Below are 25101 nucleotides of genomic sequence, written 5' to 3'. Positions count from 1 at the left end.
CCATCGGTGCGCCCGTCACCCGTAAAAGCTGAGACCCGGGCCCGCCCGAGACCAGGGCGGAGACGCATCCTTATGATATCCCTCACAACTCAAGAAGGACCGTACTTCCCGTCCACATGAACCACCTGCCGGCCCGCGCGTTGCAGCAGGCTCGCCGCCACCCCGGAACGGTATCCGGTGGCGCAGTGCACCCATACTGTGCCCGCCGGAATCTCGGCCATCCGCCCCAGCAGCTCATGCAGGGGGATGTTCACCGCCCCTGCGAGGTGGCCGTCGTCGTATTCATCCGTCCGTCGGACATCGAGCACCACGTCCCCGGCGCTCCGCCCGTGCAGCATTTCGGCCCAGTCCACACGCGGATAATGCACGACGGCGGTGCCGGGCGCGAGTGCCGACGGTTCCGTTCCGAGGGCGGCGTCGGGGGAGTCGATGCCGATGCGGGAGAGGTCCCGGATGGCCTTTTCGACGTCCTCCTCTGTTCCCACCAGCGTCAGTTTTTGGTTCCACGGCAGGACCCAGCCCAGGTAGGCGGTGAAGCTGGAGCCGCGGCCGTACTCGAAACTCACCGAGCCCTGCAGGTGGCTGCTGGCGAAGGCCACCCGGTGGCGCAGGTCCACCACCCATTCGCCGCCCGCGAGCCGACGGCTGAGCTCCTCCGGATCCACGGATTCCGGCACGGCGAGGTCCGCCGGCCCCGGACCCTGCCGGTTCGCCGGGGCCATGTGCGCGTAATAGGACGGGTATGCGGTCAGGTTGTTGATGAGCTCCCGGACAAAGTGGTCCTCATCGGCGTCCGTGAACGCGTGGTTGGTTTCCTGCTCCTGGGCGACGGTGGACGATCGGGCGCTCGACGCCGGCCCCGACGAGCAGAACGAGCCGAACCCGTGTGTGGGGTAAAGGGCTGCGTCCGGCTGGGCCTCGGCGGCCAGGCGGCGGACCGAGGAGTACTGGGCGCGGGTGAGGTCTTCGGTGTCCTCGTCACTGACCAGGTCAGTCCGGCCCACCGACCCGTAGAGCAGACTGCCGCCCGAGAACACGGCCTGCTGCTCGCCGTCGCTGACCACGTAGCTGAGATGGTGGTGGGTGTGACCGGGCGTGGCCACGGCCTGCACGGTGAGCCGGCCTACCTGGACCGTGCCGCCGTCGGCTATTGGCGTGCGTTCAAACGCGACGTCGTCGTCTGCGTTGACGAGATACTCGGCACCGTGCGTGTGGGCGAGGATGAGCCCGCCGGTGAGGTAGTCGTTGTGCAGGTGGGTTTCGGCAACGTGGGTGATCCGGACGTCGGCTTCCGAGGCCGCGGCTTCCACGCGGTCCGTGTCCCGCTGCGGATCGATGACCAGCGCCACCTCGCCGTCGTGGACCAGGTAGCTGCGGTCCCCGAGCGGCCGCGTCTCGATGACAACGACGTCCATAGGTTCATTCTCCTCCCGCAGCCCGAAGTTGGCGCGGTCAGGCGGTTGTAGGCCGCCTGCCCGCCAGCGCCGCCAGGGCGTCTTCCGCCTGCCGGCCAGCCAGACCCAGCCGCTGCGGGGTCTCCGGCAGCGAGAACAGGTACCCCTGCAGCGAATCGCAGTCCAGCGCGGTCAGGTAGTCTGCCTGCACGGCCGTTTCGACGCCTTCGGCGGTGACGGTCAGGCCCAGGCTGTGGGCCATGTTGATCATGGAGCTCAGGATGGGCAGGCGTTCCTGTCCCGTCAGGACCATGGACACAAACGCTCGGTCGATCTTGACGGTGTCCACCGGCAGGTCCTGCAGCCGGCCCAGCGACGAATAGCCCGTGCCGAAGTCATCCAGGGCCACCCGGACGCCGGCCTCGCGCAGGCTACTGAGCTGCCTGATTAGTCCGCAGTCCGGGTCGAAAAACACGCTTTCGGTGACTTCCAGGACCAGCTGGTAAGCGCCCACGCCACAGGCAGCGGCCAAGCGGAGGACGCCTTCGGCAAAAGCCGGTTCCTGCAGCTGCACACCGGACACGTTGACCGCGAGCGACCGCGACAGGTCCTCGCGCAGCCAAGGCGCCAGCTGCACCAGGCTGAGCCCCATCACTTCGTTGCCGATCTCGCCGATCAGGCCGCTGCGCTCCGCCATCGGGATAAAGACCGACGGCGGGATGCGCTCGCCGGCGTGGTCCCACCGCGCCAGGGCCTCGAACTGGACCATTTGCCCGATCCGCGGGGAGACAATCGGCTGGAAGGCCACCGAGATCTCACCGCGGGTGACCGCGAGCTGCAATCCCGCTTCCATCTCCGTCCGCTGCACCAGAGCAGTCATCATGTCCGGATGGAAGCGCAGGAAACGGTTCTTGCCGGCAGCTTTGGCCGCGTACATGGCGATATCCGCCTCACGAAGCAACTCGGAATCGACCATCGTTTCCTTGCCACTGGAGGCGAGCCCCAGGCTGAGGCTCGGCCGCAGCGCCGTGCCGTTGATGGTCACGGGCACATGCAGACAGCGGACGATGCATTTGGCAATGGCATCGGCGTCGGGGCAGGCCGTCAGCAGCACCACAAACTCGTCGCCGCCGAGCCGGGCCACCACGTCGGCCATGGGGACACAGCCGCGCAGCCGGCGTGCCACTTCCACGAGCATGTCATCGCCTGCCTGGTGCCCCAGGATGTCGTTGACTTCCTTGAAGTTGTCGAGGTCGATCAGCAGGACATCGACGGTCTTGAGGTGTGGTTCGGTGAGGGCCGCCGTGAGGGCCTGGTTGAACACCGCCCGGTTGGCCAGCCCGGTCAGCGGGTCCTGGAACGCAAGTGCTCTCAGCTGTTCTGCCTGCGCGGCCAAATCAGTCAGGGCCTGCTCGGCCTGCTCCTGCGCCTGCCTGCGCGGAGTGACATCCCGGAAGCTCCACACCCGGCCCGCGATCCTCTCACCAACCCGTTGGGGCCGCGAGTACCTTTCAAAGGTCCTGCCATCCTTGAAGTCCAGCACGTCGTGGCTTTCTGCCGCCGGGTTCTCCACAACCTCGGCGATCCTTGCCATGAAGGCCTCCGGGTTGGCAACCTGGGAGATGATCAGCCGCATAATGGGCACTTCGGTGTCGCCGTCCAGGAGTTCCGGCGGGATGCCCCACATTTTCAGGAACTGGTCATTGAACCCGGCCACACTGCCGTCGGAGCTGATGACCAGGATGCCGTCCGCGGTGGATTCGAGGGTGGCCGTCAGCAGTGACATGGCCTCGAGGAGGTCAGCGTCAGCTCCCTTGCGGTGTTCCGTGCTCCGGACCGAAACCAGCAAAACCTGCGTGCCGCCGTCGTCCAGCAGTGAGCCTGCCACCTCGGCGGAGAACTCTGTGCCGTCCCGGTGCAGTCCGTACACTTCACGCGGCGGCAGCGGTATATCGGGCTGCGCTTGCAGGTGCTCCTGAAGCAGCCGCGTTTCGCTCCGGAACCCCTCCGACAGGAGCAGCCAGTGGTCGCTGCCGATCAGCTCAGCGCGTGTGTAGCCGAACAGCTTGCTGGCTGCCGCGTTGGCCATTTTGATGGTGCGGTCCGCGTTGAGAGCGAGAAGCGCATCCGGGCTGGCATCAAGAAGCGCGCCGAAATCTGGCGCGCCCAAATCCTTGTCCTGCCGCTTGGAACGCCCCATGCGCTACCACCCCCACGCACATCATAAAGTGCATGTTGTGATCGCGGTACGAAAATGCGTGACTTTTGAGAGGCCCTCGGACATGGAGGCCCGGGAATTCGCGCTTCGCTTGGTCCGCAGCGGTGAAAATTGGCTAAGAGTTTCGCATTCCCGTCAGGCCGGCCCCGGAAACGACGCTGGCACCGGCCTCGGAAACGACGCTGGCAGCGGCACCGGCGTTGGTGCCCAGCCCGCGGACCACCCAGCCGTCCGCCTGCCAGGCAGCAGCATCGAGGACGTTCCTGGCGTCCAGGATCACCCGCCGCCGCACCAAAGCGCCCGCAGCGGCAGGGCTCAGGCGCCGGTATTCGTCCCACTCAGTAAGCAGGAGCACCAGCTCGGCACCCTCCAAGGCCCGCGTTGCGGAGGCTTCGAACCGCAGCTGCGGATACCGCAGCCACGCGTGGTTCACGGCTTTCGGATCCGTCACCGTCACGTGCGCGCCGGCCGCTGCCAGCCGGGCCGCGACGTCCAGGGCGGGGGAGTCGCGGATGTCATCGGTCTCGGGCTTGAAGGAGGCTCCGAGGATGGTGATCGCGCGTCCGGAGAGCCCGCCGCCGCACAGCTCCGCGGCCAGGGACGCTGTCCGGGTCCGCTGGCGGACGTTGATGGCATCCACCACGCCCATCCAGTCGTTCACCGGGTCCACGCCCAGCGCGGCGGCCTGGCTGCGGAGGCTGCGGATGTCCTTGGGCAGGCACCCGCCGCCGAAGCCCAGCCCGGCATGCATGTAGCGGCTGCCGATCCTCGGGTCCATGCCCATCGCCTCGCTGAGTTCGGCCACGTCCGCGCCGGACGCGTCACACAGTTCGGAGATGGCGTTGATGAAGCTGACCTTGGTGGCCAGGTACGCGTTGGCGGCCGACTTGATCAGCTCAGCCGTGGCGAAGTTGCACACCAGGCGCGGAATGCCGGCGTTCAGCAGCGGCTCATAGACGGCATCCAGTGCGGCCGTCACCGCACGCGGCGCCCCGGTTTTGGGGTTGAAGGCCGCGGCGCGTCCGCCCGCCACACCGTAGACCAGCCGGTCCGGCACCAGCGAGTCCTTCACTGCTGTGCCCTGCCGCAGGAACTCGGGGTTCCAGCCCAGCTGCACGTCCGGCCGCCCCGCGAGGACGTTCTGGAGCATGTCCACCGTGCCCACGGGCACCGTTGATTTACCGACGACGACGGCGCCCCTCGCCAGGTGCGGTAGCAGCGCCTCGGTGGCGGCGACGAGGAAGGTGAGGTCGGCGCCGTCGGACGTTTTGGACTGCGGCGTCCCGACGCACAGGAAATGGACCTGGGCGCCGGCGGCAGCGGCGACGTCGGTGGAGAACGTGAGGCGGCCGGTGCTGCGTCCGTCGCGGAGCAGTTCGTCCAGGCCGGGTTCGAAGAAGGGGGCCTGGCCGCGGCCCAGCTGGTCCACTTTGGTGGCGTCCACGTCGATGCCCACCACGGTGTGGCCCATGGACGCGAGCGTGGCGGCGTGCACCGCGCCGAGGTAGCCGCAGCCGATCACCGATATTTTCACAGGGACGCTCCACTCTTGGTTTCGACTGGCTCAACCACCGGGCGGCGGCTCTTGGTTTCGACGGTTTCAGCCAACGGTTCTCCGGCGATTACTGATTGGTACTGACGCACCAGCTCGGCGCTGAGCACCGGCCACGTCCGCGCCTGGACCGAAGCGTGCGCTGTCCTGGCGAACGCGCGGCGCTTGGCGTCGTCGCCCATCAGGTCCATCACCCGGGCCCGGAAACCGGCTAGGTCGCCGGGCTGGTACAGCCAGCCTGTACGGGAGTTTTCCACCAGGTCCAGAGGCCCGCCGCGGCCCGTGGCCACCACCGGCACCCCCGATGCCATGGCCTCCTGGATGGTCTGGCAGAACGTCTCGAACTCGCCGGGATGGACAAAAAGGTCGAAGGACGCCACCGCCGTCGCCAGCTCCTCACCGCCGAGGAACCCGGTGAACACGGCGTCCGGCAGGGCTTCCTGCAGGGCGGACTTTTGGGGTCCGTCGCCCACAATCACCAGCTTGGTGTTCGGGACGTTGGCGAGCGCGGCGAGGTCCTCTACCTGTTTTTCGATGGCCAGCCGGCCGACGTAGCCGATGATGCGCTCACCGCCGGGGGCAACCGTTTCCCGCCACCCGGCGTCGCGCTTTTCCGGCGAAAACCGCACGGTATCCACACCGCGCCGCCACATGCCCACCCGCGGAATCCCGCGGCCGCGCAACTGGTTCAGCGCGAAGGTGGACGGCACCAGGGTCCGGGTGGCCAGCAGGTGGATATTCTCCACCCGGCTCCACGCCCAGTTCTCCAGGAACGGCACACCATAGCGTGCGGCGTAGCTGGGAACCTCGGTCTGGTAGATGGCTATGGTGGGGATCCCCAACTGATGCGCGGCCTGCACTGCCCGCCACCCGAGGATAAACGGCGATGCGAGGTGGACAACATCGGGTGCGTAGTCGGCAAGGATTCGCTTGACCCGGTACACACCGCCCATCGCCACTCGCACGTTGGTGTATCCCGCCAGGGGAACCGCGGGAACCCTGTGCACCGTCGCGCCGTGAACCACCTCGGCCGGTCCCACGAACTCGGCGACCGCATGGGGGGAAGGGGCGATGACCAGGACGTCGTGGCCCTGGTCCTCCAGGTGTTCAAGCACCCTCAGGATGGAGTGGGTCACCCCATTCATCAGCGGCAGGAATGACTCGGCAACAATTGCGATCCTCACCCCTCCACGGTGGGCGCGGCGCCTGTCGGGGCGGGGTCACCCGGGTTGAGTAGAGGGAAAGCTTGGGTTAACAGATCAGCGCTTGGGGTCAGCCGTCTTCGCCGTGCCGCAGCACGTCCGGCAGTTCATCCACATAGACCGTTTGCGGCGGCTCGAAATAGATGACCAGCACTTCGTCACCGACTGCGAAGACGCTCGTCTTGTCGAAGGGGTGGGCGTGGAACGCGTTGGTGCCGCCCAGGTAGGGCAGCATGACCTCGCCGAGGGTTCCGGGGCCAATGCGCCCGGTCACGCGGCCGATCTTGCCGGTAAGGCTCCGGTCAACGTTTCTATGCATCGGGGCCTTTCGCGGGGCGCTTGCCTTCCCGGCTGTTTTTCAGTGCAGAGGACAAGGCAGGAAGGTAGTCGCCCACCTGGGCCAGGATGCCGCCCAGCATCTTGTTCACGCCCTCGCCGCCGTTCAGCACGGTCATCTGGCCCACGTGCGAGAAAGGCTCGGCCGCTGCGGCGATGATGGCCGGCATGTTTTCGGCCAGCTGCTGCGAAATGACGGCGTCCTGGTTGGTCCCGAGTGCTTCGGCCCGCGCGTTGATGCCGTCTGCCTCGGCCAGCGCCTTGGCCTTGATGGCGGAGGCCGCGGCGTCACCGCGGGCCCTGGTGGCAGCGGCTTCGGCCTCGCCGGTGACCTTCGTGGCTCCGGCCGCGGCCGCCGCGGCAGTGGCGTTCGCCTGGGCCTGCAGCTCCGTCCGGCGGGCGTTGGCCTGGGCCTCAAGTTCCGTGCGGCGGGCCAGCGCTTCGGCGGCGCTGATGTCCGCCGCCTTCTGGCCCTCCGCGTCTGTGCGCTTGGCGTATGCCTTGGCGTCGGCGGGCTTCCGGACCGTGGTCTGGAGCTTCTGCTCCTCCCGGTCCGCCTCAAGCTTGGCCACTTCCGTTTCCTGGACGACGACATGCTGCCGCGCCGTCGCATCCGCCAGCGGTCCCGCCTGGGCGGCCTCGGCTTTGGCCCGCTCGGCGTTCGCTTGCGCCACCGACTGCCGGATGGCCGAAACGCTCTGCGCGTCCGCGATCATTGCAGCCGCCTCGGCCTCCTTCTCGGCCGCCTCGCGGTTCCGCGTGGCCTCCGCGATCCGGGCCTCCATTTTGACCTGGGCGATGTGGGGCTTGGCGATGTTCTGGATGTACCCCGTGGGGTCCTGCAGGTCCTTGATCTGCAGCGAATCCACCACCAGCCCCAGCTTCTCCATTTCCACTCCGCTGGCGCTGCGGGCCTGGGACCCCAGCTTGTCCCGTTCGCGGATGATCTCTTCCACGGTCATGCTTCCGATGATGGACCGCAGGCGGCCCTCAAAGACGTTGTAGACCTAGCTTTCCATCTTGGGCTGCTGGCCCAGGAAACGCCTAGCCGCATTTGCGATAAACGGCGGGGCGTCACCGATTTTGTAAATTACCACGCCTTCCACAATCACCTGGATGCCCTGCGAAGTCACGCAGGAAACCTTTAGCTCCGTTTCATTCAGCGTCAGGGAAAGCGTGCGGACGGTCTGCAGGCCCGGAAATACCAGGGCGCCCTTTCCGGTGACAATCTTGAAGTCCATTCCGGCCCGGGTTTCCAGGGTTCCGCGGGTCAGGCCGGAGATGATCAGGGCCTCATTGGGCTCCGCCACTTTCCACATCAGTTTGATGGCCCCCCAGACAAAGCCGACCACCAGCATTGCCCCGATAATCGCGGCAAGAAGCGGGAAGAATGCTGACAGATCCGGCATGACGAGGTCCTTTCGCGCGTAAGGAACAGGCCTCGCCGCACAGCCCCAATAAATGCAACTGCTCAGGCCCTGCCGGTATTGCGCGTCTCCAATTCCGGCCAGCTGGCCAGCTGTTGTAGACAGTCTGGTTGGCGCCTGCCCAAGAGTCCAGAGCGCGGGCTGTTGTGTCGGGTTTCAACAGGCTGGATCTCGACCGGCTCGATCACCGGTTCCTATTTGCCGAGGATCTCGCGGGCAACCCGCTGGGCCTCGATCTCCTCAGGGGCAACGGTGGTTCCGCGGAGGTATCCGGCGGTGGCCATGATTTGCCGCAGCTCGGCTTGCGTGCGCGGCGTGCTCACTCCGTGGTGGGCCATGGCATGGCAATTGGCGCAGAGCGGAACCAGATCCGTGAGCGGATCCAGCTGGTAGCCGCCGCCGAGTTGGGCCGCCGGCACCACATGGTGGACGTCGATGAAGTCTTTGCCGAGCTCCCCGTACGCCAGTTCGAAGGAGAACCCGCAGGCCGCGCAGCTGCTGCCGCGGTGCGCGATACATGCCCGCCGGGCCGCCGCATCACGCTCGTACCGGTTGGCGGTGACGCGCACGACGGCGGTCTCGGGGTACGTGCCGGGCACAGGTTGGGTGGGGTCTGGCCCTTGCGCCGGCCCGTGAGTGGCCCAGAGCGCCCGGACCGCGGCTTCGTCGCCGGACTCCAGCGCCACGCCTTCGATTTCGGTACTGTTCCACCCGACGTCGGCCACTGCCTCGGTGAGGACCGCGGAGGGCACCTGATCGCCCAGCGGCAGGAGCGCATCGAACGCCACCTGCGCGATGAACTCCGCGTTTTCTGAGAGCACCACGCCATGGCCGATCAGGCCGGGACCGTGCGCTCCCAGCAGGAGCAGCCACACGTCGGTGCCGGCGGCAACGCTCCGGCCCACGCTCCAGGGCTCCAGGTGCAGCCCCGTCACGGCGACCTGTTCAATAACAGCCGCGTAGTTCCAGCGGTTCCAGCCGGCTGGGTCCCAGCCCACAATGATGTCGCTCATGGGGCCATTGTTGCAGGCTCAATAGCCCGTGCCGCCTTTGGCGCGAACGGAACACTTGCGGCCCTGATTTCCAAGCGCGAACTGGCAGCTAACCCCGTCAGAACCGAGTTTTGAGGGGATTACCTGCAGGTTCGCGCCAGAGGGTGGGCTTCAAGTGTCCGTTTGCGCTGGACCCCGTGCGTGGCACTTAGCGGCCACGCGTCTCAGAAAGCGGCCCCGCGCCGCCGTCGGCCGCTAAGGAGCACAAAGAAGCCGGTGCAGCTGTTCGCGGAACGCGGCAACTGCACCGGCGAGGTAGGACGAATATTCAGAACTTATGGATCATTTCTCATTCGCGGCTCCTGTATCCCGGCCTGTCATTTCCGGGCTATTTCCTCTCGCCGGACATGTTCCTGGAGAACAGCCAGCCAGCAGCTAGCATCGCTACGCCCAGCACAAGGTGGGTCCAGTTGTCAGCCATGTTGAACGACAGGAAGTTGGCCGCCGAGTCAACGCCGACACTGAGCCCGAAAATGCTGAGGATGATGTACAGCGCGCCTGCTCCGATGAGGAAGTTCCGTGCGCCATGTTCGGTCCGGGACATCGCCCAGCCCGTTGCGCCGATGGCCAGCTGCACAATATTGAGCAGCATGGACACCTGGAACATGCCAAGGAACATGGCATGGGAATCAGGTCCCAGGAACATCAATTCGCTGTACTGGGTGGTGACGCCGGGGATAAAGCCCAGGGCACCCACCACCAACAACAGGATACCTACTCCCATGCCGGCATTCTGGACGTCTGCGCGCCCAAAATGAACGTGTGCATGTGGGGATGCGGTAGTCATTTTTTTCTGCCTCCAACCACTGATTGCGGACATTCCAATTTTACGGCGGACCCGTGGAAAAAGCGCCGGTACAAGCCCGGATGGGGACTTCTGCCCAGCTACATAAGCGATCCGGATGAGGCGCCCCGACAGTCTGAACGCCCAACGACGGCTCCATCGCCGGCGGCGGCCGTCCCGCCGTCGTCGTCCGGTTCTTCGCCTGCCACGGGCCACCCTGCCGGCGGTGGTGCAGTCGGTGAACAAGGACAGGCAGTGCAACATGGTGTGTTCGCGGGAGCCGGGCCAGATGGTGTGCGCCCACCTCCGCGCCGGTCACGGGTTCACGATCAGCGCGGCGGACTACGAACTCTGGTGAGGCACGTCTCGCACGGAGAACGAGCCTGTCGAAGCCCGGTCCGACGGCCCGGCCGTGACACCATGGGACACGATGAAACTGCGCGCTGATCAGACCGGAGACCGTGGCCTTCCCATGCCCTTGTGGCTGCAGGGAGGCCTCGAAACGGCGCAGGCTGCCATCATCTCCGCGCTCCTGGTGGTGGTTCCCATTGTGGCCGTGTGGGCCACCGCGGGCTTCCAGAACACCACCTTTGATGCCCTGGCCCGCCTCGCCGGCCAGGGCTGGCTGCTGATTCACGGGGTGCCGCTGCAGCTCGCCGTCGTGTCCGGTGAGGCTGGTGCGGCCGGCAGTCCAGGCTCCGGCCTGCTGACCCTGGTGCCCCTGGGCCTGACCCTGATCCCGTTTTTGCTCGCATGGCGTGCGGGGCGGCGCTTGGCCCGGGCCTCCTATACGGACCAGCTGTGGCAGGCACTGCTCGGGTCCTGGGTGGTCTACTCGGCGTTCGGCGCTGCCACCGGCTTTGTGTGCCGCACGGCCGACGTCGTCATTAACATCTGGTTGGCAATGCTTATCCCGCTGATCCCGTTCGCCCTCGGCATGGTGATCGGCGCCCGCCGCGAGGCAGGCTCGTGGAGCCGGTTGATCGGCGTCGACGCAGTCGACTGGATCTCGCGTACCAGCCAGCATTCCCGCTGGGCCGGCTCCTATTTGGGCTCCGCGGCGAAGGCGGGCTGTGTGGCTCTTCTGGCGGCCTTTGCGCTCGCGGGTGTGCTCCTGGCGGTGGACCTCTTTATCCACTGGAACCTGGTGATTGCTGTCTATGAAGCGCTCGACGCCGGAGCGGTTGGGGGTGCGGCGCTCACCATCGCGCAGCTTGGGTATTTGCCCAACCTCGTGGTTTTTGCGCTGGCCTGGGTCTCGGGCTCGGGCTTCGCCCTGGGCGTGGGCTCGCAGGTGGGGCCGTTGGGCACCGCCACCGGGCCACTGCCGTCCATTCCGGTCTTCGCCGCCATCCCGTCGGGTCCGCTGGACTACGGGTTCGTGGCGCTGGTGCTGCCCGTTCTGGCGGGTATCCTGGCCGGCTGGTGGTTCTTGCGCGAGGGCGAAAACCACTTCGACGAGTGGCTCTCCATCAAGATTGACGCGCGCTGGTTCACGGCCATGATGTCCACGCTTGCCCTCGGCGCGTTGGTAGGGGTTGTGTCCGGTCTGCTGGCCGCGGGCCTGGCCTGGCTGGCCCGAGGCTCCGCCGGGCTGGGCCGCCTCACGGCCATCGGACCCGACCCCTTGTGGATGGGACTCTGGATTGCCGCGGAGGTTGGCATCGGCGTTGTGATCGGTTATGCGGCCGGACCGTGGCTGGAACGCCAGCAGCACGTGGATGAGGAAGCGGAACTTGCCCGCTGACCTTCGTGGCTGCGGCTGGTGTGGCTGCTACCGGAGACCCGGCAGCGAGCTTTCCAGCTGGACCCGGCAATTGGAGAGCGCCTGGTCGGTAAGGGCCTCGCGTGAGCAGGTCTGGAAGTCCTGGACCTGGCGGAAAAACAGCGCCGTAGCGAGGATGACCAGCAGCATGATCAGCGATACCACCAGCCCCGAAATGGTGCCGAACAGGACCAGCTTGGACTCCTTGAGCCTGGCCGACCTGACCAGCAGGAGGACACCCAGCACAAAGCTCGCCGCGGTCAGGATGCCGGTGAGCCAGAGGTAGCTGACGTCGAGCTGGTAGACGAAGAAAGCGCCCAGCACGGTGACAATGAAGATCCGGAACAGGTTGCGGGTTTTGGTGAGCGAGTCCTTGGCGGCCTCGCTGAGCGGCTGTTTGGTCCGTTGCTGGCCAGCCGGTTCCGGGGTGTTGTTCATGTTTTCCAGCCTACGCGAGCGTGCCCATAAGCTAGACCCATGCGCATCGTAGTCCTCGTTTCCGGTACCGGGTCCAATCTCCAGTCAGTCATCGACGCCGTCAAGGCAGGGGAGCTGGACGTGGAAATCGCCGCGGTAGGTGCCGACCGGGAGGGGACCTACGGCGTCGAACGATCCTCGGAAGCCGGGCTGGAGACGTTTGTGGTCAACTTCAACTCCTTCCCCACCCGCGACGAATGGGATGCAGCACTGACCGCCCGCGTGGCTTCGTACGCTCCGGACGTGGTGGTGTCCTCGGGCTTTATGCGCATCGTCAGCGCCGACTTCATCGCTGCCTTCAACGGCAAGTACCTCAACACCCACCCCGCCCTGCTGCCCGCTTTCCCCGGCGCCCACGGCGTCCGCGATGCCATGGCCTACGGCGTGAAGGTCACCGGCTGCACGGTGCACTGGGCCGACGCCGGGGTGGACACCGGGCCCATCATCGCCCAGGAAGCCGTCACGATTGAACCGGGCGAAACCGAGGAATCGCTGCACGAACGCATCAAGGTGGTGGAGCGCCGCCTCCTGGTCAACACCCTGGCAGCCCTCGCCACCGCTTCCTAACCCCACCCACCCCCCCAACCCTCTCCCAACTAGGTAGCGCTATCTGTCGTTTTGACCGCCCAAAACGACAGATAGCGCTACTTAGTTTGGCAGGGTGGCAGGAACCTGTGGATAACTCCAGCGGCGTTTTCGCGGGGCTGCCAACATGGGCACATGAAAGTTCCACGTTCTCTGCCGCAGCCGCTGGCTGTGCTGCCGTTCACTTTGAAAGAAGCGGCCGACGCCGGGATCACCGAACGGCAGTTACGTCACCAGGGTCTGGGGCGGCCCACCCGTGGAGTCCGAGTGCCAAGGGCGGACGACGACGCCGGGTACGGCCTGGCGCCCAACATCCGGCCGTACACCCAGGTCACGGAGTTCGCTGCAGCTTCGCACGCCTCTGCGTTCTTGTTGTGGTCCTTCCCGGGGTTCCTGCCGGGGAGCGATGAACCACTGATTCATATCTCGCGCCCGGACACAGTAGCCATCATGCGCCGTCCGGGGGTGAAGGGTCACAGGGGCCAGTTCTTTGCCGACGAAATTGTCACCCACAACGGCCTGGTGATCACGTCCCGGACGCGGACGTGGCTGGATTGCGCCCGGAAGATGAGCATTGACGAGCTGACTGTGGTTGCCGATCACCTGGTGAGGATTCCCAGGCCTGATTTCGAGGGCAGATCCGAGCCCTATGCGACGCCGGCCGGCCTGGCGGAAATGCTCGACCGGCACAAAGGAACGCCCGGCATTCAGAAGGCGCGCCTTGCCCTTGAGCAGGCCCGGATCGGGTCCGACTCCGCCCCGGAAACCAAACTTAGGCTGGCACTGGAGAACCGCGGGCTGCCAGAACCGCGACTGAACGTTCCCGTGGAACTGGGCGTCGGCGTCGTACGTCAACCGGATCTCGCCTATCCGGAACAAAAAGTTGCAGTGGAGTACGACGGCGAAGGCCATTCCGAGACGGCGCAGATCGTCCGCGACATTGCCCGCGAAGAGGACTTTGCCAGGGCGGGGTGGTTGATGGTCCGGATCTCGAGACGGCAGATGGAGAACGAAGCCCGTGCCGCCGTCGCCAAAGTCCGTTCAGCGCTGATGAACCGCGGCTGGTCTACCTAGTTGGGGGGGGCGACGCCGGGGGCTACTCGAGGCGGCGCTGCTTGGTTTCGGGGGAGAAGAACGCCATCCACAGGACGGCCACCAGCACCAGCCCACCGGCCAGGGCGAAGGACGTGGCCAGGCCGAGCTCGGGCCAGAAGTAGTTCGCAAATATCAGGGGCCCAAAACCAGCCCCCAGCCGCGAAAATGTTGACGCCCAGCCGAAACCCGTGCCGCGGAGCTCGGTGGGGTACAGCTCAGACACGTACGCGTAGAGCACCGGAATTGCTATCTGCACCACAAACCCGAACGCCAGCAGCCAGAATATCGCGGCGGTGGGGATGTCCACCACAATCGCCACGATCACCAGGGTCAGCGCGGACAGCGGGCCCGTGATGGCAAGGATCCATTTGCGGCCCACACGCTCCACCAGCAGCGCGGCCACAACGACACCCAAAAGCCCAACCGCCGCCATGGACGCCGTGGTCACAAACGCCTTGTACTCGGCGAAACCAGCGCCGATCAGGATCCGTGGCATCCATGTCAAGGACAGGTAGTAGACCAGCAGGATGCTGAAGAACAGGGCCCAGGCCGTGGCCGTGATCTTCCAGTTGAACTGCCACACCAGCCGCAGCTGATGCCAGGCGCTGCCGGCGGAGAGCCGCGGAACTTCCTGCGCATCGGGCAGGCTGTAGGCGCGGGGTTCGGCGCCGGTTGCTGCCACGAGGTCGTCGATGACCTTGGCAGCTTCCTCGCGGCGGCCCTTGCGGATGAGGAACAGCGGAGACTCCGGAACGCTGCGCCGGACCCAGAACACCAGGAGCGCAGGCAGCACCATCACCAGCATGGTCAGCCGCCAGTCGCCGAACACGGCCACGAGGCCTGCGGACACAAAACCGGCAAGGGCCGCGCCCACCGGCCACCAGCCGTCCATCGCGGTGAGGACCTTCCCGCGCTGCTTGCGTGGTGTGAACTCACCCACGAGCGCGTAGTCCACCGGTATGCAGCCGCCCAGACCGAAGCCGGCCATAAACCGGAACACGCAGAACCAGATGAAATCGGGGGAGAAGGCGCCCAGGACCGTGAACAGCGAGAAGATCAGCAGCGTGGCCGTAAATGCCTTCTTCCGCCCGATCGTGTCCGCGATGGTGCCCCACACAAACGCGCCCAGGGCCATGCCGATCAGGTTCGAAGTACCCACCCAGGCCACTTCGCCGGGAGCCAGGGCCCAGTGCGTCGAGAGCAGCGGGATGAGGATGCCGTTAAGCGTCACGTCCCAGGCATCGAACATAAAGCCGAGGCCGCCGATCACGAAGATCCGCCCCTGGACTTTCCAACGCCAGGGCAGTTCCTGGACCACCTGTTCGCCGCTGGGCACAGTGGTGTAAGTATTCATCGCAGCCTCCTGTGAAAACTCTAACCGTGCCCACTGACGTTCACACTGCCGCCGGCAAGCGGGGCAAACCGCACAACACGATAAACTGGGCCCATCCCCACCAACCGCGGCACTGTTCCGCGAGATCAGACGGAGACTTTTTGTGAGCGCCACGCAGCCTGACCGTGTATCCATCGACCGTGTTCCCATCCGCCGGGCGCTGATCTCGGTTTACGACAAGACCGGGCTGGAGGATCTCGCCAAGGGCCTGCACGCAGCCGGCGTGAAGATCGTCTCCACCGGTTCCACGGCCAAGAAGATCGCCGCGGCCGGTATCCCGGTCCAGGAAGTCGAAGAAGTCACCGGGTCTCCGGAAATGCTGGACGGCCGCGTCAAGACGCTGCACCCGCGCGTTCACGGCGGCATCCTGGCGGACCGCCGCGTCCCCGCGCACATGGAAACCCTCGCCGGCATGGAGATTGAAACCTTCGACCTGGTGGTGGTGAACCTCTACCCGTTCGTTGAGACGGTGAAGTCCGGCGCCGCGCAGGACGATGTCGTTGAGCAGATCGACATCGGCGGCCCCGCCATGGTGCGTTCGGCAGCGAAGAACCACGCCGCCGTCGCCATTGTTGTTGACCCCACGTTCTACGGCTCCGTGGTCACCGCCGCCGCTGAGGGCGGCTTTGACCTGAAGACCCGACGGCGGCTGGCCGCCAAGGCGTTCGCCCACACCGCGTCCTACGACAACGCCGTGGCCACCTGGACTGCCAGCCAGTTCCTGGATGAAGACGGCGACGGCATTATCGACTGGCCTGCCTACGCCGGCCTGTCGCTGGAGCGCTCCGAGGTTCTCCGCTACGGCGAAAACCCGCACCAGCAGGCCGCCCTCTACGTGGACAAGGCAGCCCCGGCCGGCATCGCGCAGGCCGACCAGCTGCACGGCAAGGCCATGAGCTACAACAACTTCGTCGACGCCGACGCCGCCCTCCGCGCCGCGTTCGACTTCGCCGAGCCCGCCGTCGCCATCATCAAGCACGCCAACCCGTGCGGCGTCGCCGTTGGTTCCGCCGATGCTGCAGACCCGATCGCCGACGCCCATGCCAAGGCCCACGCCTGCGACCCCGTTTCGGCCTTCGGCGGCGTCATCGCTGCCAACCGCACGGTCACCGCGGCCATGGCCGAGACCGTCGCCAGCATCTTCACCGAGGTTGTCATCGCGCCGGACTTCGAGCCGGAAGCCGTGGAGATCCTCGCCAAGAAGAAGAACATCCGCCTGCTCGCACTGCCCGAAGGCTACGACCGCTACCCGGCAGAAATGCGCCAGGTTTCAGGCGGTGTGCTGGTCCAGATGAGCGACAAGGTGGACGCCGACGGCGACAACCCCGCCAACTGGACCCTCGCCGCCGGCGAAGCCGCTGACGAAAAGACCCTCGCGGACCTCGCCTTCGCCTGGACCGCGTGCCGCGCGGCCAAGTCCAACGCCATCCTGCTGGCCGACAACGGCGCTGCCGTGGGCATCGGCATGGGCCAGGTCAACCGCCTGGACTCCTGCAAACTCGCCGTCGAGCGGGCCAACACGCTGGGCGTTTCTGTGGAGTCCGACGTCGACGGCGCCGGCGGTGCGTCCAATACCAGCGCGAGTGGCGCTCCGCAGCGCGCCATCGGCGCCGTCGCAGCCTCCGACGCGTTCTTCCCGTTCGCTGACGGCCTGCAGATCCTGATCGACGCCGGCGTCCGCGCCGTGGTCCAGCCCGGCGGTTCCGTCCGGGACGAGGAAGTCGTCGCCGCGGCCAACGCGGCCGGCATCACCATGTACTTCACGGGTGCCCGCCACTTCTTCCACTAAGCGGTTAAACGTCGACGGCGCCTGTCCCCGCTGAGGGGACAGGCGCCGTCGGGCCTTAACGGGCAGCTAGGAAGGACGTGGTGCCGGGTCCGCGCCCCGCTGCATGAGGCGCGGACCCCCTTCCGGAAGCCGAAGCTCCCGGGGCTTTGCATCGGCCATTCGCTGTTTGGTCCAGTACTCGAGGATCTCCCCGTGGGTCTGGGCCGATTTGCTGTGGCTGACGGGTCCGTTCCCGGATGCCTCGTCAGGCGAGGTTTTCCTAGGCTGCTGCTGCAAAGTTGTACGTTTCCCAGATGACAGTGCCCCAGTACGGTCCGTACATCACGGACGACCCGTTGTAGCCGTAGCTGTTGATCGAGTTCTGCAAGCCATCGGAGCCCGTGCCGATGAACCACGGGCCGCCGGATGAACCGCCGGTCATGTCGCAGGGGATGCCTTGGGTATTGAACTGCGGGTTGTTGGTGTCATTGGTGGCCGTGCCGGTGCAGCTCCAGAGGGAGGCGCCGTTAAAGGGCGATGCCTGGGGGTATCCGTAGGACTGGTAGGTCAGGCCGCGCGGCTGGTTGAAGGCAACACCGGAACCCCCCACGACGTCCGTCAGGAGCTGCCCGCCGAGCGGATTCATGACCGCGAAGCCAGTGTCGTACGTCATGTCCCCGTTGGCGGTCCACTGGGTGGGGGCGTACAAGGCCTTGGCCGTCCACCTGCCGTATGGAGCGTTGCCGTTGTCGTAGGCCGGGACGAACGCGAAGTTGGTGACGAACGCGCCGGGCCCTTCGTTGATGCAGTGTCCAGCAGTGGCCACCGTACTCTTGTTGGCAGTGGAGACGGCGTTGCCTGAACAGACGTAGTTAGTGCCGCCCAAGGTGAAGAAGACCTTGCCGATGTGGCCCACCGGGGTCTCAAGCTTGGCGATGGTCGGCTTGGCCTTGGTGCCTCTGACCTTGGTGGAGGCTCCCTTTTCCACCGAAATGGCGTTGGAGGTGTTGCCTCGTTCCACTGCCTTGTCGGCGAGGACGTCGCCGGGAATGGCGGCGCGCATCCTGTCTGCAGTCCAGTAGTCGGCAACCCCGGTGCTGTCCACCGCAGCGCTGGTAACGGATGGTGCCGACTTGTCGTCCGACGCCGGGGCAGCGGCTGTTGCGCCAGCGGCGCCAACCAGCGCCAATATGGCAGCTGCAGAAAGGCTCATGAGGCTGGCCGCCAGAGACCTGGTACGCGTCATTGTTGTCCTGTCTTGTACTTGTGAAGGCGTTCCCAGCAGAGCCCACCGCGTGACCCATGTAACTTATCGAGACATGACAAATTTGTAAATAGTAGTGACGCCTCGAGTATGCTCCGCAAACACGGCCCGGATCGGCTGGTACCGGTGCGCCGCTCTGGTCAAAACGCTTTTCGAAGGGTACTTTTTCTATACAGTGGCACGTCCGATCTGGGCTCCGGACTCTATGCGAATTGGGGCCCCATCGTGATTGCTTTCTGGAAGTCCGCCAAGAAGTCGGCCGTGCATGGCCGGCATTTTGCAGCCGAAGGGAGCGTCCAGGGCGCTTCCCCGGATGTTGAGGCCTACGCAGCAGCCGTGCAATTGCGGGACGTCGATCCCGTCCATTCGTTCACCGCGACGGAGGAACTGCGCCGGCAGGACCCCAAGTACGTGCAGCTCTGGCCCAGTGACATACCCCACAAGCGGCGCTGACCGGATCCTCACCTGCGCCGGTGGCTCCCGGAGGTAAAGCGCGACGGCGGCTGGCGGCCCGGGGTGCGCACCGCCGTCGGGCGTTCTCCCATGTCCCAGTCCGCTGTAATGCAGGGCCGTCCGGTCGCCCCGGTACGGTTCAAAGCCGTGTCCTCAGGTAAGTTAGGGGTGGTGAAATAGAACAAAATTTCCAAAAAATCAGCCGACCTCCAGGGAGACGCCCGCGCATGTCCAAGATTATCTATACCCACACCGACGAAGCGCCGATGCTGGCTACTTATTCGTTCTTGCCGATCATCGAGGCGTTTGCTTCGACCGCAGGTGTGGAGGTGGAGACCCGTGACATTTCGCTCGCAGGCCGCATCATCTCCGTGTTCGGTGACTACCTCACCCCGGAACAGCAGATCGGCGACGCCCTTGCTGAACTGGGTAAGCTGGCAAAGACGCCGGACGCCAACATCATCAAACTGCCCAACATCAGCGCTTCCATCCCGCAGCTGAAGGCCGCCGTCGCCGAGCTCCAGGGCCAGGGCTACAACCTGCCGGATTACCCGGACAACCCCTCCTCGGACGAGGAAACGGCCGTCCGCTCCCGCTACGACAAGATCAAGGGCTCCGCTGTGAACCCGGTCCTGCGCGAGGGAAACTCGGACCGCCGTGCACCGCTGTCCGTCAAGAACTACGCCCGCCAGAACCCGCACTCCATGGGTGCCTGGTCCGCGGATTCCAAGACCAACGTTGCCACCATGTCGTCTGATGACTTCCGCGCGAACGAGAAGTCCGTGGTCATCGGGTCCGACGGCACCATCGCCCTCCAGCTGGTCCGCGAAGACGGCTCGGTCAAGGTCCTGAAGAAGGCCTTTCCCGTGCTGGCCGGCGAGGTCATCGACGGCACTGTCATGCGCGCCGCAGCGCTGGACGAGTTCCTGGCGGCCCAAGTAGTTCGCGCCAAGGAGGAGGGCGTCCTGTTCTCCGCGCACCTGAAGGCCACCATGATGAAGGTCTCGGACCCCATCATCTTCGGCCACGTGGTGAAGGCCTACTTCTCCGAACTGTTCGAGACGTACGGCAAGCAGCTCACCGCCGCCGGACTGAGTCCCAACAACGGCCTGGCCGCCATCCTGAGCGGTCTCGAAGAGCTGCCGGAGGACGTCCGTGAAGGCGTGAAGGCGCTCATCCAGAAGGGCCTCGACGACGGCCCGGCCCTGGCCATGGTGGACTCCGACAAGGGCATCACCAGCCTCAACGTGCCCTCCGACATCATCGTGGACGCTTCCATGCCCGCCATGATCCGCTCCTCCGGCCACATGTGGGGCCCGGACGGCCAGGAAGCCGACACCCTGGCGGTCCTCCCGGACAGCTCCTACGCCGGCATCTACCAGGTTGTCCTGGACGACTGCCGCGCCCACGGCGCCTTCGACCCCACCACCATGGGGACCGTCCCGAATGTTGGCCTCATGGCCCAGGCCGCTGAGGAATACGGCAGCCACGACAAGACGTTCGAGATCCAGGAAGCCGGCACCGTGCAGATCGTCGACGGCACCGGCGCTGTGCTGATCGAACACGAGGTTGCCCCGGGTGACATCTGGCGCGCCTGCCAGACCAAGGATGCCCCCATCCGCGACTGGGTCAAGCTGGCCGTAACCCGCGCCCGCGCCTCCAAGACGCCCGCAGTGTTCTGGTTGGACGAGACCCGCGCGCACGACACCAACCTCATCGCCAAGGTCAACGAATACCTCAAGGACCACGACACCGAGGGCCTGCAGATCGAAATCATGTCCCCGGTGAAGGCAACTGCCTTCACCCTGGAGCGCATCCGCAAGGGCGAGGACACCATCTCCGTCTCCGGAAACGTGCTCCGCGACTACCTCACGGACCTGTTCCCCATCCTGGAACTGGGCACCAGCGCCAAGATGCTGTCGGTTGTTCCGCTGATGAACGGTGGCGGCCTCTTCGAGACCGGCGCCGGCGGATCTGCTCCCAAGCACGTCCAGCAGCTGCTCAAGGAAAACCACCTGCGCTGGGACAGCCTGGGTGAATTCCTGGCTCTGGCCGTCAGCTTCGAGCACCTGGCCACCACCTCGAACAACGCCCGCGCGCAGGTCCTGGCAGACACCCTGGACAAGGCGACGGGAACCTTCCTGCTGGAAAACAAGTCGCCGAGCCGCCGCGCCGGCGAGCTGGACAACCGAGGCAGCCACTACTTCCTCGCCCGCTACTGGGCTGAGGAACTGGCCAAGCAGACCGAGGACGCGGAGCTGGCGGCATCGTTCGCGGCTGTGGCCAAGGAGCTTTCCTCCAACGAGGACACCATCGTCGGCGAACTTGCCGCGGTCCAGGGCTCAGCGGTGGACGTCGGCGGTTACTACCGGCCGGACGAGGCCAAGGCCTCGGCCGTGATGCGTCCGTCCGCCACGCTGAACAGGGTCATTGCGACCCTGAACTAAGCGGCACCAAACCTTAGAAGGCGGCGCCCCCGGGAAACCGGGGCGCCGCCTTTTTCGTCTAGTCGACTTCGTCTAGTCGACGGGACCGGATGAAGCGCGGGTGAGTTAATACGTGATGTGCCGTCCGTCTGCCCGTCAGTCAGTCGTCCTTGCCTTTGCCTCTATTTCCCTTGTCGTCTGTGGGCGCGGGAGCTACCGGCGCGGTGGCTGCTTTTTGGGCCGCATCCGCAGCGGCGTCCGACTCTGCCTGCTTTTGCGCAGCGGCCGCGTCCTCCGCAGCTTTCGCTGCTGCGGCGTCGGCTACGGCCTTGGCCGCCGTCAGGTCGGCGCGGACGGCAGTGGCGGCCGTCGTGATGCTGCGCCGGCGTTCCTCGGAAACCTGCCCGGTCCCCGCAGCGGAGGCAAGATCGGCCTCGAGCCTATCCAAGGCTGCCAGTCCTCCAGCGGGGTCATTATTGGCTGCGGCCTGGCTGACGCCGAGGACTCGTTCCTGGAGTTGGCGGGCGGCATCACGTTGAAGGCCGGTCTCAGCCGGACCGCACGCTGCCAGTGAACCGGCGAGCAGAAATGCTGCTGCTGCTGCTGTCAGGCGTTTGGCAGTGGCCGAACGCCCGCGGTGCTTCGGTGCAGGGCTCATGGTTCCACGCTCTCCTGAAGTTCCTTGAGGTGGTCGCCCAAGGTGCCGGTGACGGCGGGGTAAGGAACGACGTCGGGCGTTGGCTGAGGTGCCAGGCTGAAGGTCAGCGTCGCTGCGGCTGCTCCAGCGGCGAGCACGCCCAATGCGATGACCGTCCAGAGCCGCCTTCCGGTGTGGCGGAGACGAGACAAGTCCGGGACCCAGCCGCGCGCGTCGGAACCGCGGGTGACATCCGCTTGTTTCTTGCTGGCCCGGACTAGGGGCAGGTCTGATTCAGCGGTGATGGCGATGGACGGCGGCCTGAACGGCATGGCCGGGAGTACGCGGGTTGTCGCCGGTTCGAGCTCGCCCGGGGCGGACACGGGTGACACCAGGGCCTGACGCAGAACGGATTCAACATCGGACGCGACGGGACGTTCCAGCGGTTCGATGGCAGTCATGGAACGGATCAGATCAGCCCACTCCGCCGGAAGGTCAGCGGGGATCTCGGGTGCCCGGTGCAACCTGGCCACCGCGGATTCAACGGCGCTGCCCGGGAACTCAACGGTTTGCTTGACGCATTCCAGCAGTACCAGACCCAGTGAGTAGATATCAGTGGCGGGCGACAGGGGAGAACCCATGGCTTGCTCCGGACTGAGATATGCGGCCGTCCCCACCATGGTTCCCGTGGCGGTCAGCCGGGCTGAATCCGCCATCCTGGCGATGCCGAAATCCGTGAGTTTGGGTCGTAAAGGTTCGCCCGGACGGATCTGTACGAGCAGGATGTTCCCGGGCTTGATGTCGCGGTGGATGATGCCCAGGCTGTGCACGTAGGCCAGCGCGTCAGCTACGCCTGCCCCGATGACTGCAAGCTCGTCCAAGGGAACTGCACTGTGCCTGATCCGGCTGCGGAGGTCCTGGCCCTCCACGAGTTCCATTGTCAGGAACGGCCGAGGTTCGTCCAGGACACGGGTATCGATGCCTGCATCGAACAGCGTGACCAGGCTGGGATGGTTGAGCGTTGCCAGCAGCTGGATTTCGGCTTCCTGGCGCCTGAGCTCATTGGCATCCGGTGCCTGTGGGGCAAAGAGCTTCAGGGCGACATCCCTGCCCAGGTTTTCGTCCCGGGCGCGGTAGACGGATGACATGCCGCCGCGGCCGATTATGTCCGCCAGCCGATAGCGTCCGCCGAGCACTTCATTCTTAGTGGAGCTAGGCGAATTCGCCACCATGACCCGTTCCTCCCGGTGCGCTGCGGCACTATTCTTGCTCAATAATACCGGCCGGTAGGGCATCCTTTAAGCCGTCTGCCGGCACGCCGACGGCCCGGCTAAGAAGTGATTGGGACTTTCTCAGCCGGACCTCCGGTCACAGGGACAAGTGCTGGTAGTTGAGCTCTCTGGTGGCCACCTCCTATCGGAACAGTTGGCTAGGCCGCGAACGGCGGAGCCGGTGCGTTGACGGTCTTAGCCGTCGCAGTCCGCTGAGTGCGGGGTCCGCTAGGCCTTCCGGCGCGGCTTGAGCATCAGCAGTCCGGCAAGCAGCAGGATGAGGGCGAGAGGGATCAGTGAAGCATCCATGCCCGTCTTGGCCAGGGTGGCGGTGCCGCCCTGGCCTGAGGTGTTGCCCATGGTGGTTGCTGCGGAAGATACCGAACCGGTGCTGGTGCCGGCGGGAACAACAGTGATACCGGTCGTGCCACCTCCCGTGGTGCCGGTAGTTCCGGTTCCTGGGTCCGTGGTGCCGGTAGTTCCGGTTCCTGGGTCCGTGGTGTCCGTACCGGGGGTTTCAGTACCCGGGGTTCCACAGCCATCGGTGCCGCCGCCGATGATGACGCATGCATCAATATCAACATTCGCGTCATCAAGGTTGCCGGACGTGTCCAGGCCCAGATCGATATCAACAACGGCAGCCAAGCCGCCGTCGGTACTGCCGAGGATGCCGGCACCGAGGCCGAGATTGATGTCCGCTGCTGCGGCTACGTCGGCGGTGGTGTTGCCGATCCCGCTGCTGAGACCAGGGCGGATGCGGAAAGGTCCTGTCCGCTGGTTGTGTCCGCGGCGCTTGCTGCGGTGGCGCCGAAGGCCAGTAGCCCGCCGGCAAAGAGGGTGCTGAGCAGCCCCCTGCGAAGGTTGCAATTCATGATGATGTCTCCTGAGAAGTTGATGTGGGGCGCTGTTCAGCGCCTGGAGGCCGTGTCCTGCCCATGAAAAAGGGCAGCAGGGCTCAACTAGTCAGGTGAGGAACCGGGGTCGAATGACACCGGTGAAGGGGCGTACTCCGATGATCCGCTGATGGGGAAGGCTTCCGAAAGCGGCAGGTTGAAAGCGAACTCGTCCAGCCAGACAGCAGAGCCTGAGGCGCCGGAGGGCGATGCGCCGCTCCCGGCCCCGGAAGCAGGTCCAGCTGGGGGCGTGGAAGGATCGGCGGTCCAGGGGCTTTCTGCCGGGACTGCGTGCATTTCTGTGCCGGCCGGAACCGGCAGTGACGACATTCCCGTAGCGGACAGCAGGTTCGCGGAAGTGCCGGGGGAGTTTGGGGTGGTATCAGCTGTGATGTGCCCTGAAGCAGCGTGGGCGTCAGTGCCGGTCGGGATATCCCCGGCAACGGCAATCTCTTCAAGCGGCAGCAGCTCGGGCAGCTTGACCGGTGCGGACGGAACGGTCGCATCTACCAGATCCACTACGGGCTTCAGGACAGGCTCAAGAACCGGTGCGGCATCGGTGAGCGGAGGGGCGACTGTCTCAATCAGGTCATTTGCAGCGGTATCCACCACTGCGGCAATCGGGACAGCCACGGCCGTGACGGTCCCCGCCGGAACCACGCTCTTCACCGCAGGGACGGCGGTGATCAGTTGATCAGCCGTGCCCGCCACACTGCCTACTACTGGCTGCAGGAGTCCGGTGGGTGCAGGAGCCGGTGACGCGGCCTCAAGAATGGGCGAGACAGCGCCGGGCAACGGTGCAGTCAGGGACGAAGCCGATGAACTGAGGCTGCCCAGAAGGGATCCTGAATCTCGTGACGAGTCTGCCGTCGCGGCTGAAGCGGAGAGTGTCAGCCAAGTGGCGGTCACCGCACCTGCGAGGAGGAGCGGCCGGAGCGCACGCCACGGCGAGCTAACTTTAGCCATGCGTACCACCCCCGGTACCGTTGAGACCTAACGATTTCAACAGCGTAAGACTCTCGCGTGCAGGAAGTCTAGGGAAACGGATAATAAATCCAGCAAGCTTACTAATTTGTCACTCAGTCATCGATATCCGAAACGAGATCGAT

At 65.5% G+C, this 25101-nt stretch carries 21 protein-coding genes and 1 pseudogene; 6 read left to right on the top strand and 16 right to left on the bottom strand.

Annotated features, from left to right (window positions below):
- Nucleotides 1-89: 89 nt before the first annotated feature.
- From NG696_RS05015 to NG696_RS04975, 9 genes and pseudogenes are all read right to left on the bottom strand, one after another.
- Nucleotides 90-1415 carry an MBL fold metallo-hydrolase gene (locus NG696_RS05015; RefSeq protein WP_252574452.1) on the bottom strand — a complete coding sequence of 442 codons (1326 nt, stop codon included), beginning with the start codon at nucleotides 1413-1415 and terminating at the stop codon, nucleotides 90-92.
- Between the two features lie 37 nt (nucleotides 1416-1452).
- Nucleotides 1453-3594 (bottom strand): putative bifunctional diguanylate cyclase/phosphodiesterase, encoded by a 2142-nt coding sequence (locus NG696_RS05010; protein ID WP_252566593.1) that lies wholly within the window; start codon nucleotides 3592-3594, stop codon nucleotides 1453-1455.
- A 133-nt stretch (nucleotides 3595-3727) separates the two neighbouring features.
- Nucleotides 3728-5146, bottom strand: a complete 1419-nt coding sequence (locus tag NG696_RS05005; protein ID WP_252574449.1) for a UDP-glucose dehydrogenase family protein — start codon at nucleotides 5144-5146, stop codon at nucleotides 3728-3730.
- A complete protein-coding gene (locus tag NG696_RS05000) occupies nucleotides 5143-6348 on the bottom strand; it encodes a glycosyltransferase family 4 protein (protein ID WP_252574447.1) in 1206 nt (401 codons plus the stop codon). The genes NG696_RS05005 and NG696_RS05000 overlap by 4 nt, the downstream gene beginning before the upstream one ends.
- Nucleotides 6349-6436: 88 nt before the next feature.
- The gene (locus tag NG696_RS04995; protein ID WP_082576089.1) at nucleotides 6437-6685 is read right to left on the bottom strand and encodes an NfeD C-terminal domain-containing protein; all 249 of its coding nucleotides are present in this window, start codon (nucleotides 6683-6685) and stop codon (nucleotides 6437-6439) included.
- Nucleotides 6678-7418 (bottom strand): flotillin domain-containing protein, encoded by a 741-nt coding sequence (locus tag NG696_RS21180; RefSeq protein ID WP_252574473.1) that lies wholly within the window; start codon nucleotides 7416-7418, stop codon nucleotides 6678-6680. The genes NG696_RS04995 and NG696_RS21180 overlap by 8 nt, the downstream gene beginning before the upstream one ends.
- Before the next feature lie 51 nt (nucleotides 7419-7469).
- Nucleotides 7470-8021: pseudogene (locus NG696_RS21175) on the bottom strand (flotillin family protein); the annotation flags it as partial.
- Nucleotides 8022-8323: 302 nt separating this feature from the next.
- Nucleotides 8324-9142, bottom strand: coding sequence for an HNH endonuclease (locus tag NG696_RS04980; protein ID WP_252574444.1), 819 nt, complete (start codon nucleotides 9140-9142; stop codon nucleotides 8324-8326).
- Between the two features lie 367 nt (nucleotides 9143-9509).
- Nucleotides 9510-9968, bottom strand: a complete 459-nt coding sequence (locus tag NG696_RS04975; protein ID WP_374208671.1) for a DUF4383 domain-containing protein — start codon at nucleotides 9966-9968, stop codon at nucleotides 9510-9512.
- A gap of 427 nt (nucleotides 9969-10395) precedes the next feature.
- Between NG696_RS04975 and NG696_RS04970 the strand changes: the two genes are divergently transcribed.
- Nucleotides 10396-11712, top strand: a complete 1317-nt coding sequence (locus NG696_RS04970) for a cell division protein PerM (RefSeq protein ID WP_252566579.1) — start codon at nucleotides 10396-10398, stop codon at nucleotides 11710-11712.
- 27 nt (nucleotides 11713-11739) lie between these two features.
- Here NG696_RS04970 and NG696_RS04965 read toward each other — a convergent pair whose 3' ends face one another.
- The gene (locus NG696_RS04965; RefSeq protein ID WP_252566577.1) at nucleotides 11740-12168 is read right to left on the bottom strand and encodes a hypothetical protein; all 429 of its coding nucleotides are present in this window, start codon (nucleotides 12166-12168) and stop codon (nucleotides 11740-11742) included.
- 39 nt (nucleotides 12169-12207) lie between these two features.
- Here NG696_RS04965 and purN point away from each other — a divergent pair, with 39 nt between their 5' ends.
- Both purN and NG696_RS04955 read left to right on the top strand, forming a co-directional pair.
- Nucleotides 12208-12774 (top strand): phosphoribosylglycinamide formyltransferase, encoded by a 567-nt coding sequence (gene purN / locus NG696_RS04960; RefSeq protein WP_252566575.1) that lies wholly within the window; start codon nucleotides 12208-12210, stop codon nucleotides 12772-12774.
- 153 nt (nucleotides 12775-12927) lie between these two features.
- Nucleotides 12928-13866: an endonuclease domain-containing protein gene (locus NG696_RS04955; protein ID WP_252566572.1), complete on the top strand. Its 939-nt coding sequence runs from the start codon at nucleotides 12928-12930 to the stop codon at nucleotides 13864-13866.
- A gap of 22 nt (nucleotides 13867-13888) precedes the next feature.
- Here NG696_RS04955 and NG696_RS04950 read toward each other — a convergent pair whose 3' ends face one another.
- Nucleotides 13889-15241 (bottom strand): MFS transporter, encoded by a 1353-nt coding sequence (locus NG696_RS04950; RefSeq protein WP_252574442.1) that lies wholly within the window; start codon nucleotides 15239-15241, stop codon nucleotides 13889-13891.
- A 142-nt stretch (nucleotides 15242-15383) separates the two neighbouring features.
- On the opposite strand from NG696_RS04950, the gene purH reads away from it, so the two are divergent.
- Nucleotides 15384-17069 (top strand): bifunctional phosphoribosylaminoimidazolecarboxamide formyltransferase/IMP cyclohydrolase, encoded by a 1686-nt coding sequence (purH, locus tag NG696_RS04945; RefSeq protein WP_252574440.1) that lies wholly within the window; start codon nucleotides 15384-15386, stop codon nucleotides 17067-17069.
- A 259-nt stretch (nucleotides 17070-17328) separates the two neighbouring features.
- Here the strand turns inward: purH and NG696_RS04940 are convergent, their stop codons facing one another.
- Nucleotides 17329-18294 carry a trypsin-like serine peptidase gene (locus NG696_RS04940; protein ID WP_252566564.1) on the bottom strand — a complete coding sequence of 322 codons (966 nt, stop codon included), beginning with the start codon at nucleotides 18292-18294 and terminating at the stop codon, nucleotides 17329-17331.
- A 243-nt stretch (nucleotides 18295-18537) separates the two neighbouring features.
- On the opposite strand from NG696_RS04940, the gene NG696_RS04935 reads away from it, so the two are divergent.
- The gene (locus NG696_RS04935; RefSeq protein ID WP_252566562.1) at nucleotides 18538-18765 is read left to right on the top strand and encodes a hypothetical protein; all 228 of its coding nucleotides are present in this window, start codon (nucleotides 18538-18540) and stop codon (nucleotides 18763-18765) included.
- 227 nt (nucleotides 18766-18992) lie between these two features.
- Complete coding sequence (locus NG696_RS04930) at nucleotides 18993-21212, top strand: NADP-dependent isocitrate dehydrogenase (RefSeq protein WP_252566560.1); 2220 nt, start codon at nucleotides 18993-18995, stop codon at nucleotides 21210-21212.
- A 139-nt stretch (nucleotides 21213-21351) separates the two neighbouring features.
- Here NG696_RS04930 and NG696_RS04925 read toward each other — a convergent pair whose 3' ends face one another.
- From NG696_RS04925 to NG696_RS04910, 4 genes are all read right to left on the bottom strand, one after another.
- On the bottom strand, nucleotides 21352-21849 hold the full coding sequence (locus NG696_RS04925) for a hypothetical protein (protein ID WP_252566558.1): 498 nt from the start codon (nucleotides 21847-21849) through the stop codon (nucleotides 21352-21354).
- Entirely contained in the window at nucleotides 21846-23060 is a 1215-nt protein-coding gene (locus tag NG696_RS04920) for a serine/threonine-protein kinase (protein WP_252566556.1), read from the bottom strand. The genes NG696_RS04925 and NG696_RS04920 overlap by 4 nt, the downstream gene beginning before the upstream one ends.
- A 267-nt stretch (nucleotides 23061-23327) precedes the next feature.
- Nucleotides 23328-23966 carry a hypothetical protein gene (locus NG696_RS04915; protein WP_252574438.1) on the bottom strand — a complete coding sequence of 213 codons (639 nt, stop codon included), beginning with the start codon at nucleotides 23964-23966 and terminating at the stop codon, nucleotides 23328-23330.
- Nucleotides 23967-24058: 92 nt separating this feature from the next.
- The gene (locus NG696_RS04910; protein WP_252566548.1) at nucleotides 24059-24958 is read right to left on the bottom strand and encodes a hypothetical protein; all 900 of its coding nucleotides are present in this window, start codon (nucleotides 24956-24958) and stop codon (nucleotides 24059-24061) included.
- Nucleotides 24959-25101: the final 143 nt, after the last annotated feature.

Origin of the sequence: Pseudarthrobacter cellobiosi, from assembly GCF_023913755.1 — a bacterium.
In the GTDB taxonomy this organism is placed as follows: Bacteria; Actinomycetota; Actinomycetes; order Actinomycetales; family Micrococcaceae; genus Arthrobacter; species Arthrobacter cellobiosi.
The sequence above is the reverse complement of the archived record's forward strand: the minus strand, read 5'-3'. Positions and strand labels throughout refer to the sequence as shown.

Coding starts and splice junctions, on each gene's coding strand:
- NG696_RS04930 (WP_252566560.1), top strand. CDS start 18,993: ATGTCCAAGATTATCTATACCCACACCGACGAAGCGCCGATGCTGGCT.
- purN (WP_252566575.1), top strand. CDS start 12,208: ATGCGCATCGTAGTCCTCGTTTCCGGTACCGGGTCCAATCTCCAGTCA.
- NG696_RS04925 (WP_252566558.1), bottom strand. CDS start 21,849: ATGAGCCCTGCACCGAAGCACCGCGGGCGTTCGGCCACTGCCAAACGC.
- NG696_RS04940 (WP_252566564.1), bottom strand. CDS start 18,294: ATGACGCGTACCAGGTCTCTGGCGGCCAGCCTCATGAGCCTTTCTGCA.
- NG696_RS05015 (WP_252574452.1), bottom strand. CDS start 1,415: ATGGACGTCGTTGTCATCGAGACGCGGCCGCTCGGGGACCGCAGCTAC.
- NG696_RS04970 (WP_252566579.1), top strand. CDS start 10,396: ATGAAACTGCGCGCTGATCAGACCGGAGACCGTGGCCTTCCCATGCCC.
- NG696_RS04975 (WP_374208671.1), bottom strand. CDS start 9,968: ATGACTACCGCATCCCCACATGCACACGTTCATTTTGGGCGCGCAGAC.
- NG696_RS04955 (WP_252566572.1), top strand. CDS start 12,928: ATGAAAGTTCCACGTTCTCTGCCGCAGCCGCTGGCTGTGCTGCCGTTC.
- NG696_RS05010 (WP_252566593.1), bottom strand. CDS start 3,594: ATGGGGCGTTCCAAGCGGCAGGACAAGGATTTGGGCGCGCCAGATTTC.
- NG696_RS04920 (WP_252566556.1), bottom strand. CDS start 23,060: ATGGTGGCGAATTCGCCTAGCTCCACTAAGAATGAAGTGCTCGGCGGA.
- NG696_RS04965 (WP_252566577.1), bottom strand. CDS start 12,168: ATGAACAACACCCCGGAACCGGCTGGCCAGCAACGGACCAAACAGCCG.
- NG696_RS04980 (WP_252574444.1), bottom strand. CDS start 9,142: ATGAGCGACATCATTGTGGGCTGGGACCCAGCCGGCTGGAACCGCTGG.
- NG696_RS04995 (WP_082576089.1), bottom strand. CDS start 6,685: ATGCATAGAAACGTTGACCGGAGCCTTACCGGCAAGATCGGCCGCGTG.
- NG696_RS21180 (WP_252574473.1), bottom strand. CDS start 7,418: ATGATCGCGGACGCGCAGAGCGTTTCGGCCATCCGGCAGTCGGTGGCG.
- NG696_RS04910 (WP_252566548.1), bottom strand. CDS start 24,958: ATGGCTAAAGTTAGCTCGCCGTGGCGTGCGCTCCGGCCGCTCCTCCTC.
- NG696_RS04950 (WP_252574442.1), bottom strand. CDS start 15,241: ATGAATACTTACACCACTGTGCCCAGCGGCGAACAGGTGGTCCAGGAA.